The organism is Erythrobacter sp. HA7-11 (assembly GCF_055693605.1).
In genome coordinates, this window is record NZ_JBVFUF010000002.1 from 1317385 (window position 1) to 1331941 (window position 14557).

14 protein-coding genes are annotated in these 14557 nt (G+C 58.8%); 4 read left to right on the top strand and 10 right to left on the bottom strand.

Translation table 11 applies throughout. The annotated features are described in order from the left end of the window. Positions 1-881: 881 nt before the first annotated feature. A complete protein-coding gene (locus ACZ1GU_RS06860) occupies positions 882-2096 on the bottom strand; it encodes an argininosuccinate synthase (protein WP_472647300.1) in 1215 nt (404 codons plus the stop codon). 147 nt (positions 2097-2243) lie between these two features. Here ACZ1GU_RS06860 and ACZ1GU_RS06865 point away from each other — a divergent pair, with 147 nt between their 5' ends. Then, positions 2244-3620: an acyltransferase family protein gene (locus ACZ1GU_RS06865; RefSeq protein ID WP_472647301.1), complete on the top strand. Its 1377-nt coding sequence runs from the start codon at positions 2244-2246 to the stop codon at positions 3618-3620. Between the two features lie 767 nt (positions 3621-4387). Then, entirely contained in the window at positions 4388-5107 is a 720-nt protein-coding gene (locus tag ACZ1GU_RS06870; protein WP_472647302.1) for a hypothetical protein, read from the top strand. A gap of 8 nt (positions 5108-5115) precedes the next feature. Here ACZ1GU_RS06870 and ACZ1GU_RS06875 read toward each other — a convergent pair whose 3' ends face one another. After that, positions 5116-6381, bottom strand: a complete 1266-nt coding sequence (locus ACZ1GU_RS06875; protein ID WP_472647303.1) for a class I SAM-dependent methyltransferase — start codon at positions 6379-6381, stop codon at positions 5116-5118. Between the two features lie 85 nt (positions 6382-6466). Here ACZ1GU_RS06875 and ACZ1GU_RS06880 point away from each other — a divergent pair, with 85 nt between their 5' ends. Further along, positions 6467-6904 carry a DUF1801 domain-containing protein gene (locus ACZ1GU_RS06880; RefSeq protein ID WP_472647304.1) on the top strand — a complete coding sequence of 146 codons (438 nt, stop codon included), beginning with the start codon at positions 6467-6469 and terminating at the stop codon, positions 6902-6904. Positions 6905-6919: 15 nt separating this feature from the next. Here the strand turns inward: ACZ1GU_RS06880 and ACZ1GU_RS06885 are convergent, their stop codons facing one another. Both ACZ1GU_RS06885 and ACZ1GU_RS06890 read right to left on the bottom strand, forming a co-directional pair. Continuing rightward, on the bottom strand, positions 6920-7675 hold the full coding sequence (locus ACZ1GU_RS06885; protein ID WP_472647305.1) for an SDR family oxidoreductase: 756 nt from the start codon (positions 7673-7675) through the stop codon (positions 6920-6922). 135 nt (positions 7676-7810) lie between these two features. Then, entirely contained in the window at positions 7811-8332 is a 522-nt protein-coding gene (locus ACZ1GU_RS06890; protein WP_472647306.1) for a glycine zipper 2TM domain-containing protein, read from the bottom strand. A 275-nt stretch (positions 8333-8607) separates the two neighbouring features. Between ACZ1GU_RS06890 and ACZ1GU_RS06895 the strand changes: the two genes are divergently transcribed. Beyond that, positions 8608-9453, top strand: coding sequence for a PhzF family phenazine biosynthesis protein (locus ACZ1GU_RS06895; RefSeq protein WP_472647307.1), 846 nt, complete (start codon positions 8608-8610; stop codon positions 9451-9453). 5 nt (positions 9454-9458) lie between these two features. Here ACZ1GU_RS06895 and ACZ1GU_RS06900 read toward each other — a convergent pair whose 3' ends face one another. Genes ACZ1GU_RS06900 through ACZ1GU_RS06925 form a run of 6 tightly spaced genes read right to left on the bottom strand, consistent with a single transcriptional unit; the run spans position 9459 to position 14480 of the window. Further along, positions 9459-10103 (bottom strand): MOSC domain-containing protein, encoded by a 645-nt coding sequence (locus ACZ1GU_RS06900; protein ID WP_472647308.1) that lies wholly within the window; start codon positions 10101-10103, stop codon positions 9459-9461. Beyond that, on the bottom strand, positions 10100-10705 hold the full coding sequence (locus ACZ1GU_RS06905; protein ID WP_472647309.1) for a class I SAM-dependent methyltransferase: 606 nt from the start codon (positions 10703-10705) through the stop codon (positions 10100-10102). Before ACZ1GU_RS06905 ends, ACZ1GU_RS06900 begins: the two co-directional genes overlap by 4 nt. Continuing rightward, positions 10702-11964 carry a dual-specificity RNA methyltransferase RlmN gene (rlmN, locus tag ACZ1GU_RS06910; protein WP_472647310.1) on the bottom strand — a complete coding sequence of 421 codons (1263 nt, stop codon included), beginning with the start codon at positions 11962-11964 and terminating at the stop codon, positions 10702-10704. The genes ACZ1GU_RS06905 and rlmN overlap by 4 nt, the downstream gene beginning before the upstream one ends. A gap of 55 nt (positions 11965-12019) precedes the next feature. Further along, positions 12020-12505, bottom strand: a complete 486-nt coding sequence (locus tag ACZ1GU_RS06915; RefSeq protein ID WP_472647311.1) for a hypothetical protein — start codon at positions 12503-12505, stop codon at positions 12020-12022. A 30-nt stretch (positions 12506-12535) separates the two neighbouring features. After that, positions 12536-13702, bottom strand: a complete 1167-nt coding sequence (locus ACZ1GU_RS06920; protein WP_472647312.1) for a lytic transglycosylase domain-containing protein — start codon at positions 13700-13702, stop codon at positions 12536-12538. Beyond that, positions 13626-14480, bottom strand: coding sequence for a hypothetical protein (locus tag ACZ1GU_RS06925; RefSeq protein ID WP_472647313.1), 855 nt, complete (start codon positions 14478-14480; stop codon positions 13626-13628). Before ACZ1GU_RS06925 ends, ACZ1GU_RS06920 begins: the two co-directional genes overlap by 77 nt. Positions 14481-14557: the final 77 nt, after the last annotated feature.

The following is a 14557-nucleotide window of genomic DNA, read 5'->3' on the forward strand; positions in this document are numbered from 1 at the left end:
TTGGCGGCTTGATGGCTCGGCCTGCCGCGAATGCGGGCTGGGTTTGGCTCTTTGGCAGTTTGAATCGCGATCCGGTGGATTGGCGCCGGTCGACTGTGGCGGCTCCAGCTGACCGTCGGAGGTTGCAGGCGCAAAAGCAAATGGGGCCGGCATTGCTGCCGACCCCACTCTTACCGCCGCGTGGTCGTCTTACTTGGCGAACCTTGCAAGACGCACTTGGCATCCGATGTTTTCACCTCCGCACAAAGTGCGACGGGCGTCTGCACCGGCGCTCGCGCCGGCATCCAGCATCCACTTGCGAGCAGTCTCCACATACTCGAACCTCGGTTCGTGTTTGCTTCTTCTGCTCCTTGGGCAGAGCTGAGACCTCCAATCTGATATGCCTTTGTTTTCAAACCGATCCGGGTCGCCCCTTTTCGTCCTCAATCAAAGACCAGTTTGGTGGCCATCCGATGGATCAGCTTCGCGATCTCCTCAAACGATCCAGTTCGTTTCGGGCCGAAGCCTTACGCGCTCTGTCTCTCGGCGTTCGCGTGGACAATCACCATCGCGTCGATTGATCTAATCAAAGTTCAAAAACAGCGCCTTGCGGCTCTCTTCTCAATCTTTTCTTGTCTCTTTCGATGTTTTGAGAATGCGCTTGGGGAACGGTTTAGGCAAGCATAGCAAGGCCGACTTATCCACTTTTGCTCAGATCACTTGTGGAGGGAGGTGGATAAGTCATCCATTCGTCGCATACGCTAGGCTGGAGACACGAATAGCAGTCGATTCTTGCCAAATCGAACCAGATTTCACCGTTTTCGATCGAGATCGCGGCTGCGACTCGTACGAATGCTTCTCACGGAAGGTGAAATGTAGGAAAGCCCAAACGGTTCCCCAACTCAACGATCCCGCTTGGCCAGCAGCTTCAACCTTAGAGCGTTGAGTTTGATGAAGCCCTCTGCATCATGTTGATCATAAGCCCCGGCATCATCTTCAAAGGTCACATGCGCTTCGGAATAAAGCGAGTTCGGCGACTTGCGGCCCACTACGCTGGCGAGGCCCTTGTAGAGCTTCAATCGCACAGTCCCGCTTACCTTCGCTTGCGAATGATCGATCGCCGCTTGGAGCATCTCGCGCTCGGGCGAGAACCAGAAGCCGTTGTAGATCAGCTCAGCGTAGCGCGGCATTAGCTCATCCTTGAGATGCGCCGCGCCTCCATCGAGCGTGATCTGCTCAATGCCCCGGTGGGCTCTGGCGTAGATCTCGCCTCCGGGTGTCTCGTACATGCCGCGGCTCTTCATCCCGACAAAGCGGTTCTCGACCAGATCAAGCCGTCCGATACCGTGCACCCGTCCCAAGTCGTTCAGCGCAGTCAGCAGCTGAGCTGGCGACATCGCCTCGCCATTCAGCGCAACACCGTCGCCGCGCTCAAAATCGATCGTGATGTATTCTGGCGTATCCGGCGCGTCCTCTGGGTGACCAGTGCGCGAATAGACATAGTCGGGCGTCTCCTTCCACGGGTCTTCGAGGACTTTGCCCTCGGAAGAGGTGTGGAGCAGGTTCGCGTCGGTCGAAAACGGGCTTTCGCCGCGCTTGTCGGTCGGAACCTTGATTTGATGCGCCTCTGCCCATGCGATGAGGGCGGTTCGCGACGTAAGGTCCCATTCGCGCCACGGAGCGATCACGTGGATGTTTGGATCAAGCGCATAGGCAGACAGCTCAAAACGCACCTGGTCATTGCCTTTGCCGGTGGCGCCATGAGCAATCGCATCGGCATCCGTCTCACGCGCGATTTCGACCAGACGTTTGGAGATCAAAGGACGGGCGATTGATGTGCCGAGCAGATAATCGCCTTCGTAGCGAGCATTGGCGCGCATCATTGGGAAGACGTAATCGCGTACGAATTCCTCGCGCAAATCTTCGATGAAGATGTGCTTGTCAGGAATTCCCATCGCGCGAGCCTTTTCGCGCGCCGGCTCGATTTCCTCGCCTTGGCCCAGATCAGCAGTAAAGGTCACAACTTCGAGACCGCGTTCGACCTCAAGCCATTTGGCGATGACGGAGGTGTCGAGGCCGCCGGAATAGGCCAGAACGACGCGTTTGATATCGGACATTTGAAAGGGCTCCTAAGGATCGCGGCGCGGCTAGCAGGGCGAGGGGCATGGGGCAACGGTTAAGCGCAGGCCTCACCCATAAGAGCTTGCGGAAATTGTTTACGATCACAATGTTAGAGCGAAATTTGGGTTGGAGGGATCATATCCATGGCTGCTGGAAACGTCGCGAAGCGCAAGAAGGGCCTGTGGGGCCAAGCGCGTGAATTGGCACAAATGGCGCCGCCAGAGCGCAATCGCTGGGTTGATTTCCTGCGGGCCGTGTCGATCCTTGCTGTGGTGTTTGGCCATTGGTTAATGGCGGGTCTTTACGTCGATGAATCGGGCGCATTGCAGCGCGGTGATTTGTTGAGCGTGGCGCCTTGGACCCATTGGCTGACCTGGGGTTTTCAGGTGATGCCAGTATTCTTCCTGGTCGGGGGCTATTCCAACGGGGTCAGCTGGGGCGCATCCTTACGCAAAGCCGAACCCGGGCAGCGCGGGGTATATCGCGACTGGCTTGCGAGCCGCGTGCAGCGCCTGATTGCGCCGACATTTCCGGTCCTGTTGCTGTGGGCAGTTTTGGCGATAGTCATGACGCAGGTCGGATTGGATCGCAGCCAAATCCGTATGGCGACCGAAGCGGCGCTCATCCCGGTCTGGTTCCTCGCCGTCTATCTGATCGTAACCGCCTGCACGCCGCTCGCTTACAAGGCGTGGCAGCGCTTCGGTTGGCTGAGTTTTGCGATCTATATCCCGATTGCGATAGCGACCGATTGGCTGACGTTTTCGGTCGGAGTCCCATACATCAACTTCACAAACTTTCTCTGGGTATTCCTAGCGATCCATCAGTTGGGCTTCGCATGGCGGGAAGGGCGCTTTGAAAACCGGCTGTTTGCGAGCGGTTGGTTTGCGGCGTCGCTTGCAATCCTGATCGCGATAACGGTCTATGGTTTCTACCCCGTGTCGATGGTCTCGGCACCGGGCGGCTTCTCCAATTCGCTCCCGCCAACTTTGGCGCTGTTTGCGCTCGGCGCAGCTCAGGTTGGCCTCGTGCTTTTGCTCGAGCCGATCGGGCGCAAGATGCTCAACAATCTCACCGTCTGGACCGCGACCGTTCTGATGAACGGTATGATCATGACGGTTTATCTATGGCATTTGACCGCATTCGTTCTGGTGATGACCATTGCGTGGATTGGCTTTGGCGGGATCGGACTTAGTTCCGTGCCCGGCACCATCGAATGGTGGGTGTCGCGGCCTCTTTGGCTCGGAAACTATATTCTTGCGCTTTTGCCGATGATTGCGCTGTTTGCACGCCACGAACGTAGTTTTGACCCGGTTAGGGGCGGTCGGACTGTCCCCAAAGCGCGGATATTGGCGGGCGTGCTTTTGATCTGCGTCGGGCTTGCTTTGACCGCAGGCGTAACGATTGCGAGCCCCGAAGGCGTGACGGGCCTTCGCATTTGGGTGGTGGCTCTGCCGTTTGTAGGTGCGGCTTTGCTAGGTTTTGGCCCAGCGTATCGGCCCAGATCGCGCGATACGGCTTAGATAAGCCACCTTTTGGGTTCACTTCCCGTTCAACGCACGGGGAGCAGGCACGGCGCACTAGGTCGCACAGACACGCCGTGGATTGGCCAAAATAGGCTGACAGCTGCTATTAGAGCATAGCGTCGCTCTGGATGTAATTCCCGCGCAGGCGCTGGCTTGGGGGAAGTGCTATGCGACTTTGGCTTTATGGTTTGGCGACAGTCATCGCGGGGATATCTGCCTTGCTGCTCGCGATTACCCCGGCACCCTCTCAGAAAACACAGGCCCGCACTGGCAGCGCGGCTCAGTTAACGGCAATGCTGCAAGGCAGCGGTCTGGATGTGCAATGCCACAACAACCGGACATTCTGCCGAGCGGACGTTTCGCGTTGCGACAGTAACGAGCGCGAACGGCAAAATTGGCGCACACAATGCCTTGCTCCGCATAAAAAGAGATATGAGGATTGCGTTCGGACCTTCCGCAGCCCTCTTAACAATGGATATGGCCGAGACTACCGAAGACGCGCTGCGCAGGCGGCCTGCAGTCACCTTGCCAATTACGAGTCGACCCGGTGCCAGGTAGAGCCGCAGATTTGCCCGACCTACCGGCAGTGTGAGCAGCAATTTGGCCAATGTGTGCAAGATATGACCGCCGCATTTCGAGAGCGTCAGACCCCTCGCGATGACGGCGCCTATGTTCCTGAGCCGCAGCCTGCGCGAACGACTCGCCCAATACCGCGTCCCACCAGCCAACCAGCGCGCATCAATATGACCCGGGCGGCAAAGAGCATGGCAAAGACGCAGGCTAAACAGCGGGCAAAGGCAGAGACACGCGATCTCGCGCTTCGCTACGCTCAATTGGGAAATATGGCAGGATTGGAACGGTTGCTTGATGAGGGGATGGCGCCCGGCTTTTCGAACAAGGATGGCAACACATTGCTCCATGCCGCTGCATCTGCTCCGGCCTATATCCGCGATGGAAATATCGCCATGCTGGAACGGTTGATTGCTCTGGGTGTGGATGTGGATCGCCGCAATCAAGCGCGAGAAATCCCGTTGTCTCTCGCGCTTGATCAGCGGATAAAATACAAAAGCTACCAGGCTTCTGACCGGACTGCGCCCACCACGCCTTATAAGAACGACGTGCTGCATACCCTGGTCGATGCAGCAAAGATTCTGCCCAAAGAAGGCGGCGAAGGCGGGCTGACTTTGCTGCATGTTGCCGCGCTCGATTACGATGCGCTGATGATCCAAAAGCTGCTGCGGCGCAGCTTTCCTATCGATGTGAAGGATGATCGCGGGCGCACCGCTTATGATATTGCGGCGCGAAAATCGCCCGCGCTGGCGGCTCTATTTCCGCAGCATGCCGTGACTGGCGGCGAAGCGGGTAAGGCAGCGGTCAAGCGCGCTGCGGAATGCAGCGATCTCTCGCTTGTCCCAGAGGATCAATGGCCGCGTTATCGCGCGCTGGCTGAGCGCGGCGTTCTCATAATCTGCGCGGCTGAGTAGCAGGCGGACTAGCGGCTCTTTTGCGCGGGCGCTTCCATCAGGCGCGCTTCCTCTGCCGCAATGTAGTCTCGCGTGAGCGGCAGAGCGTAGCGATTGCGGGTATATTGGATCTGGTAATTGCACATGCTGCCGTTTTCAAAGACGGTCGCTGCGCCTGAGAGATAGAACGTCCACATTCGGAAAAATCGCTCGTCATACATGGCAATCATGGCCTCGCGGTTCTTCATGCAGTTCGCGTACCATGCGCGCAAAGTTTTGGCGTAGTGCACCCGCAAGGTCTCAACGTCCGAAGCGATCAGGCGGAATTTCTCGCTGGCAGCCACGGTCTCTGACAGGGCGGGAATGTAGCCGCCGGGGAAGATGTATTTGCGAGTGAAGGCGTCGGTTGAGCCCGGGCCGCCCATGCGCCCGATCGTGTGCAGCAACATGACACCATCATCGGTTAGCATCTTGCCGCAAGCCTCGAAGAACGTCTCGAATTGAGGCTGTCCTACATGCTCAAACATGCCGACCGAGACGATCCGGTCGAACTTTCGGCCCGCAGCCGCGAAGTCGCGATAGTCGACCAGCTCAATGCTGACACGGTCGGCAACGCCGGCATCCTTCACACGCTGTTTGGCGAGGTCGATCTGCTCTTCTGAAAGGGTGATGCCGACCACTTCGACGTCGTAATGCTTGGCGAGGAAGATCGCCATTCCGCCCCATCCGCAACCGATGTCGATCACTTTCTGGCCCGGCTTGATCGCCAGTTTGGCAGCGATGTGTGCAAGTTTCGCAGTTTGCGCCTCGCTCAAGTTTGCGACGCCCTCTGGCCAGTATGCGCAGCTGTATTGCCAGTGCTCTTCGTCGAGCATCAGGCGGTAAAAGTCGTTTCCGATATCGTAGTGGTGGGCAACATTGCTCTTTGAGCTGATCCGGTTGTTGACCTTTTCGGCTGCAAAACTGGCACTGTTGACGACGCGGCGCAGCAGGCTGGGCGGGCCGATATCGCCGCCCTTGTCCCAAGGGTTGTTCATCCGCAAAAGCGTGACAAGGCCCATGATGTCGCCTTCTTCGACAACGAGGCGACCATCCATAAACGCCTCGGCAGCGCCAAGACGTGGATCCATGATGATGTCGCGCGGCACTTTGGAATCGGTGAAGCGCAGGACAATCTCAGGGAAGCCCTCTGCAGGTTCACCGTAGGTCTTGGCCGTGCCATCGGCGAACACCACACCAAGACGCCCCTGTGTAACGCCTTTCTTCAGAAAGCGGTCGAAAAGTGTCATACTCATATAAATCTCTTTACGGTGCGGGGGCTTGTATCGTTACGAATGGCAGCCTTGTTTGAAGTGTCAACATTGGTCTAACTTCGCAGGCATGAGCGAAAACAAGACCCAGCCCACACGCGCGTCGGTTGACGGCTTTATTGATGAAGTGGAACCGGCTGCGAAACGCGAGGATGCGAAAGTGCTCGACGCGCTGTTTCGCAAAGTGACCGGGCAGGTCCCGCAAATGTGGGGGCCATCCATCATCGGCTACGGCCATTACCGCTATAAGTATGAAAGCGGGCGCGAAGGGGACTGGATGCGCAGCGGCTTCAGTCCGCGCAAGGCCAAGCACTCGCTCTATTTGATGGGGCGATATTGCGACGAGGCGACCGGCAAAAAGGTCGACGCGCTGCTCGAAAAAATGGGCAAGCACAAAACCGGGGCGAGCTGTGTTTACGTGAATAAGCTTGCCGATATTGATTTGAATGTTCTCGAAGAGATCATCGGGGTCTGCTGGGTTGCGATGAACCGCAAATACCCGGGCTGATCCGACTTCTGTGCCCTATTCACCGCGAGCAAGATAGATGACGTCGCGTGGCTGATCGAGCAGGTGCTGGCCGCTGTCGATGTATAGCGTAGACCCGCTCCGCAATGCGTTTTTTGAAAGAAACCAGGCCGCATCCGCAATCTCGTCCGCGCCTGTTTTGCGTCCGAGCAGATTGAGCCGATGGGATGTTTCGGTCTCATCCTCGCTTTGGTCGTGACTTGCCAGGATCGCTCCGGGCGCGATGCCATATATGCGATCCTCTTCGCCAGCTGCGCCCATAGCGAGCATCGGTATCGTCGAGGACAAGGCGTGCTTTGCCATCGTATAACTGAAGAAGTCCGGATTGGGATTTTCAAGCTTCATGTCGGTGATGTTGATGACACAGCGCCCGGCGTGACTGCGCGCACGACCCAAGAAGGCCTGCGCCATGCGCGTCGGTGTCACCGCGTTGACCTGGCTTGCTTCTGTATTGATCTGCGGGTCGAGCCCGGTCGCTTCATCCGGCACAAACACAGCGGCTGAATTCACCAGAACGCGAAAGTCATCGTGCTTTGCCGCAAGGTCTTCGATCATTGCGACGACCGCGTCGCCGTCCATCAAGTCGCATTGCGCGATGCTCGCTGAAGGGAGTGTGTCGGCAAGCGCTTCGGCCTCATCCGACGACGAGTGATAGTGGATGATCGTGTGCCAGCCTTCTGCGGCGAAACGTTTGACGATCTCAGCGCCAATGCGGGCGGCACCGCCGGTAACGAGGATTGTTGGCCGGGTCATTCCGTCACGCCCTATCAGCGCGTTGAACCCGCATCAATCGGCGATGTCCCGACGGCGAAAAGCAAATGGGCGTCGCTGGAACCCGAGGATGCCGGCGACGCCCGAGGCGTTTGTGGGAGTGGAGCGCCTCTTAACTTAGCGACACTTGACATCACCGCGGTCAATTTCGCGGCTGAGAAGGCCACCGGCGACAGCGCCTAGGACCGTGCCGAGTGTCCGGTCGCCGCGACGGTCAACTTCGCGTCCGAGCAGAGCTCCGACACCAGCACCGATGATCAGACCAGTCGTGCCGTTGTCGCGCTTGCAGTAGTAGCGTCCATCCCGACCGCGCCAGATGCGGTCACCACGGCGAATCTTGCGCGGCTCGCGATAGCGACCGTAGCGATCATACCGACGGTCATAACGACGACGATCATAATCATCGTCATCATCGTAGTAATAACGGTCCCGGTCGCGATAGCGGCGACCATAGGCGCGCGCATGACGGGGCGGATCCTTTGCGTGATCAGCGGTTTGCTCGATGGCATCAAAACCGGTCACCAGTTCAATGCTCGTCGGTGCGAAGCCGTTTGCATCAATGCTCAAATCCGCTGCTTGTGCAGGAGCGGCGGCGATGGCGAGAGTGCCAGCGGCGGCGAAAGTGGTCAAAATCTTCATAGCGGTTCCCTCTTCTTTCTGAGTCCCTGCGTCGGGGGCAAGAGGGCTTTTCGTTCATCTTGGGAAAACGCTAGATGAACAACTTGTTCGGAATTCCGTTCAGGAGATAGGCCGTTTAGATTAAGCGGTGAGTTGAGCTGTCCTGTCTTATAGGGATGCACTTTCGGATCCGAATGACTCACTCTGATTTCGATGGCGTAGTCGCGCGTAGTTTGCGTCTCGCAATGCTGCGCAATTGAGTTATTGCGCATCTGAATGATGCGAGGAGAACGGAATTGCCGGTAAGCTGTGATCTCATAGACGTATTCTGCGATGGACCGCTTAGCGGCAATCCCCTCGCGGTAGTTCACGGCGCGACCGATATGAGCGCAGAGGATATGCTGGCCCTAACACAGTGGCTTGGCTTTTCGGAGACGACCTTCCTTCTTCCGCCGACTGACCCGGGTGCCGACTACCGAGTTCGGATCTTCTATCCCGGCGGTGAGCTGCCTTTCGCAGGGCATCCGACTTTGGGCACGTGCTTTGGGTGGTTGGCTGCAGGCGGGAAACCCAAGATTGGCGGTCGCGCCATTCAGGAATGCGGCATCGGTTTGATCGAAGTCCGTGTCGCCGATGAGCAACTCGCGTTCAAAGCGCCCGACCTCCTCAGGCATGAGCCGCTGAGTGAGGAGGAGCGCGCGGCGGCGATTGAACTGGCGGGAGTTGACGAGGAGGCGTTGGTGGAAGCCGTGCACGTCGTAAACGGTCCGAAGTGGCAGTTGCTGCGCTTGCAATCAGCCAACGATGTGCTCGCCGCCACGCCCGCGGCCAAGGCACCGCTTGGCACCGATATCGGTATTGCGGGGCCACATGATGGAGGTGAGCGCGACTGGGAATTGCGGGCCTTCTTCGCGGACACCTTTGAGCGTTTCACGGAAGACCCGGTTACGGGCAGCTTCAATGCTGGCGTGGCCATGCACCTGTTCGGCGAAGGTTTGGCGCAAGGCTCCTATCGCGCGGGGCAGGGGCAGAAGGTCGGCGCGAACGGCCTTGTCCATTGCGAGCAGGACGACAACGGAGATGTCTGGGTCGGAGGCAAGTGTCGCTTCGTCACCCAAGGCGGAGAGCTCACTCGGGCGTGAGGCGCTCATCCAGCCTGAAGCTTGGCCGCCACTTTAGCGCGCAGCTTTGGGGCGAGTGACTGCAATTGCGAGACTGCGCGCAGGTCATCCCGCGACCCTGAACCGCTAAAGATCGTGAGGAAAGTGCGTTCAACTGTCCAATCCGATGCGCCGACTTCCACTGGCTCCAAGCTGTCACCGGCTTTTGCCGAGCCTTCCTGAAGCACGCGGAAGTACCAACCGCACCGGCCCGATTTGACGATTGCCGCGACCATGCCCTTCTCACCAAAGCGGTGCTCGATCTTCCAGCACGGTTGGCGCGGCTGACTGACCTCAAGCAGCGCGCTGCCAAGGCGAAACCGGTCGCCGATATGCACATCGCGTTCGCCAAGGCCGCTAACAGCCAGGTTCGAGCCGAACGCACCGGGCTCGCCGAGCAGCGGATGGTCGCCGATCTTCTCTCGCCAGAAGCGGTGGTGGTCCAGCGGGTAGAGGTGGACGGCCATCTCCGGACCACCGTGAACGCTGCGATCCGCTTGCTCATCCAGCACGAAGCCATCGGTGTTGATCTTGAGAAGTCCCTCGACAGGCTGCTTTGCAATCGCGCTTGTCTCGTCGCCGCGAAACGGGCGGGCGCTTCCGACGCAGATTGAGGAGATAATCTTTCTCATGCCTTTCTCACGGTAAGTGCCATCCAGTCGCGTACCGTGCCATCGCTACCATTGCCGCGAAAGACGTCTTCGCTGGTCACTTCAAACTGTGCAGCTGCGTAGGTGTTTCTGAGCCAGTCAGCGCTTGGAAAATTGTGCATTCGACCAAGAAGGTCGCGGCCTTCGCCATCGCCCAGCTTGAAACTGGCATAGTGCCATCCGTCTGGTCGCAATGCGCGGTGAATGCGCGCCAGCACACCGGGCAGTTCAGCGCGCGGGCAATGCAGCAGGCATGCATGCGCCCAAACCGCATCATAAGTTTCCTCAACGTCAAGCTCGTCGAACCGCATCAGACGCGCACTGACATCATGCCGTTCGTTGGCCTTTGTAACCATCGCCGGAATTCCATCCGTCGCATCCACATGAAAGCCTTGCTCGATCATATAGGCGCTGTCACGGCCTCCGCCGCACCCCAGCTCGAGTATCTCGGATCGCGGCTCGAGGCATTTCAGAAATCCATCAAGATGGCGGCTCTGACCATGTGCGCCGCTGGCCGTGTAAAACGGCACGCGTTGTTGATAGAAGTCGTAAGTGGCTTGATCGATGGGGCCCGCGCCGCTCACTCGGCAGACGCCGCAGCCGCTTCTGCTGCCTCACGGTCACGTTGGGCGCGGCTCTTCTTTTCAGCAGCGGTTTTGAGCTGTCCGCAGGCCGCATCGATGTCGCGGTCGCGCGGCGTGCGCACGGGTGCGCTGATCCCGCCTTCGAACACGATGTTTGAAAACGCCTTGATCCGATCCGGCGTCGAGCATTCGTAATTCGCGCCGGGCCACGGATTGAACGGGATGAGGTTCACTTTCGCCGGCAGGTCATACTTCTTGAGCAGGCGCACGAGCTCATGCGCATCCTCATCGCTGTCATTCTTGTCTTTCAGCATCACATATTCAAACGTGATGCGCCGGGCATTGGTTGCGCCGGGATAGTCGGCACAGGCCTGGAGCAAATCCTCCAGCCCATATTTCTTATTCAGCGGCACAATCTCGTCGCGCACGCCTTTGTTCACAGCGTGAAGCGAAACCGCGAGATTGACGCCGATTTCCTCGCCACAGCGCTCCATCATCGGAATCACGCCGCTGGTCGAAAGCGTGATGCGGCGCTTGGACAGCGCCAGGCCATCGCCATCCATGACGAGGTTCATCGCGTCGCGAACATTGTCGAAATTGTAGAGCGGCTCACCCATGCCCATCAGTACGATATTGGTGAGTAGACGGCCATCGGCGGTGTAGTGGCCCCTAGGATCGTCCGTGTCTTCGGCATCATCGAGCCCGTCCATCCGGCCCTTTGGCCATTCGCCTAAAGCATCGCGCGCGAGCATTACCTGTCCGACAATTTCACCGGGCGTCAGATTGCGCACAAGACGCATTGTGCCCGTGTGACAGAATGTGCAATTGAGCGTGCAGCCGACTTGGCTCGAGACGCACAAAGTGCCGCGATCCGCATCCGGTATGAACACCATCTCGAAATCGTGGCCATCATCGGTCTGGAGCAGCCATTTACGCGTACCGTCGGTCGAATGCTGCGCTTCGACGATATTGGGCCGCCCGATAACAAAGCGCTCGGTAAGCCATGGTCGCATCGTCTTGGCGATATCGGTCATCGCTTCAAAGTCGGTCACGCCGCGGTGATAGAGCCAGTGGAACACCTGCTTTGAACGCAGCTTTGCCTGACGCGCATCAAGACCCGCTTCCTCAAACAGATCACGGATGCGCGGGCGGGGCAGGCCCATCAAGTCCACACGCCCATCGGCCCGCGGCGTCACATCGCGCGGAGTCGTGACCGGATCGGAATGTCCGGCAATTGGCATGAGGTTCGTATCGGCCATGATTGGCGGCGCATATAGGCGCGGATTGCGCGCTTTGCCAGCCTGTCTAAGCGGCTCAGCTCAATTCGGCGCATCCGACGATCGCGGCGTCGATTGCAGTTGCCGCTCCGGCTAGCTGATATCGGTCCGTAAATGCGCGGCCCGATGCGTCGCGTGCGCGGATGCTCATGCGCGTGGCAGAGCGCATCGCCGCGACGATGGCTGCATCCATACTTGCATTTTGCGCCCAAGCATCGCCGCCGCCACCGGTCAGCGTGAAGCGTTTGTCACCGATGCTCATGCGGATGGTGCCGCTCTTTGCGGTCGCGCGCGAAAGGCGGATGTGCACTTGGTTGCGGATCTTGCGACTGGGCCACGTCGCGACCGTCGCGTAAGGCGAGAAGTCGCGGCGTGTTGTGGCACTAGATGGCTTTGCAATCGCGTAGCAGCGCGGCGTGCCTGCATCGCGAAAGGCTGCCCAGTTCGAATAGACACCGAGATTGTCTTTCGCGATTGCCAGCGCGGGCAGGGCAAGCGCCAGCGCACCAGCGCAGGCACTCATCTTTCGTACTAACGCCCCCCGCACGATCGACTAGCGCAGATAATAATTGATCGAACGAGCGCCGCCCGCTTGCTGCGGGTACATGTGGCCGTAAGCGACCGCATTTCCGAGCACGCGCATGATGTAATAACGCGTCTCAAAATTGGCCGGGATGCGTTCAACCCAGGTTACCCAGTCAATGTCTCCACGGCGTGGATCTCCATTGAGGCGTAGCCATTGGTTCACGCGTCCCGGGCCGGCATTGTAAGCGCCGATGGCGAGCGGATAGGCACCGCCATAGTAATCCATCATCCGCGCGAAATAGCTATCACCCAAGCGGATGTTATAACTCGGCGAGTTGATGAGATTGGCCGACATATAGGTGATGCCGAGCTTGCCGGATTGCTCGCGTGCTGTGCCCGGCATAAGCTGCATGACGCCGCGCGCACCCGCATGGCTCACGCGGAAGCGGTCAAACTCGCTTTCCTGCCGCGAGATTGCATGCACCATCGTCCAATTCGTGCCTTGTGGCGGCGTGATGGTCGGGTGACCCATTCTCTCGAAGCCTTTGAGCCCGTGCTCGCCAGCGGTCATACCAGCGACGACCGCCAATTCATCAAGACCTGTTTGAGCGGCGAGGTCGGCGACCATGCTCATCTCTTCAGGCGTATCGGCGCTATCGGCCAGCGCCTCGAAGAAGCGGCGCTCCGTTTGCCATGCGACGCGATTGGCAGCGATCGAGCGGATTGCCTTCACAACCGGGCGGTTGTTGAATTCGGTGCGCGCCTCTTGCGAAATGGTGACCTGTGGGGCGGTCGCAAATTGCGGCAGCGCTCGACCCAGTGCCTCGTGTGCCAGCTGACCGTAATAATATTCCGGATACTCGGCGGCCATTTCGAAATAGCGAGTGGCTTCAGCGCTCTGGCCTGCCTGACGTGCAGCGCGGCCCGCCCAGTAAAAGCCTTTGGCGCGGATGAGAGGTGTGCCGGCGCCCGTGCCATAGCGGTAGAAGAGTGGCGCTGCGGTCGCTCCGTCTCCAAGGCTCCATAGCGCCTTGGTCCCGCCGAGCCACATGAGGTCAGTGTAGCGGTCACGCAGGGCAAAGCTGCCCTTGGCCACGTCATAGCCTTGTGGAAACAGATCATCGGTGTTTGCCGCGATTTGGGCAGCTTGTCGCGCGCCGACGGTCTTGGCGATGCTTAGCATGCGTCCAACCATGTCTTCGGCCTTGTGTGGAAGTCGCGAGAAGCTCGGTACGGTTGATCAGCGCATTTGCTGCCTCAAAGTTTTGGCTCCGACTGCGCAGGTGGCCGACATAGTTGTAAACGTAGCCGGGGTCTGCACGCGCCTCACTCGGTGCGGGATCGACTCTACCCTGAAGCAGGCCAAGCCGCGCCATCGCCAGTGTGCGGTCGCTTGGGTCGAGATTGGTGATCTGACGCGCGGCAGCTTCGGTCTCACCCTGCCACAAAAGCGCGTCCATCCGCGCCTTGTGATCCTCTTGTGTAAAGCGCGAGCCAAACAGACCGGTAAGATACGCTTCGGATGGACCGCTCATCTCGCCTCCGCGCCATGCTTCACGCGCGACATCAAACGCTTCGGCACGCTGTGCCCCTGCAAGGGCAAGCGCATAGCGTGCGCGCGCCGCATTGGTGAGCGGCGGGTGCATATCGAAATAGCGGATCAAATCGGCAGTTGGAGGAGCCTCATTATCCAGCGCGTTTTCGGCCCGCACCCGGATTGTCGCCATGCGCGGGAAATCGGGATAGGCCATCGCGAAACCGGCATAATCGCCAAAGCTGGATAGGCGCGATTTTTGGAGCACTTCCCAGCGCGCAATGGCCTGTCCGATGGCGCGCGGTTGCTGCGCCACCATACTGTTTTGCGCATTCGAACTTTGCGCATAACACGGCCCGGTCATCGCGGCGGTTGAAGTGAAAAGAATGGCGGCTAGGGCAAAGGGGTTGCCAAAAGAACTTTTTTGCATGCTGGACATTTTGCCAATCGGCTCCTTATCAGGCGCTGAACAGTGCCTCGGCGCTTCACATTTTTGCGCTGGTTAACAGCGCTATG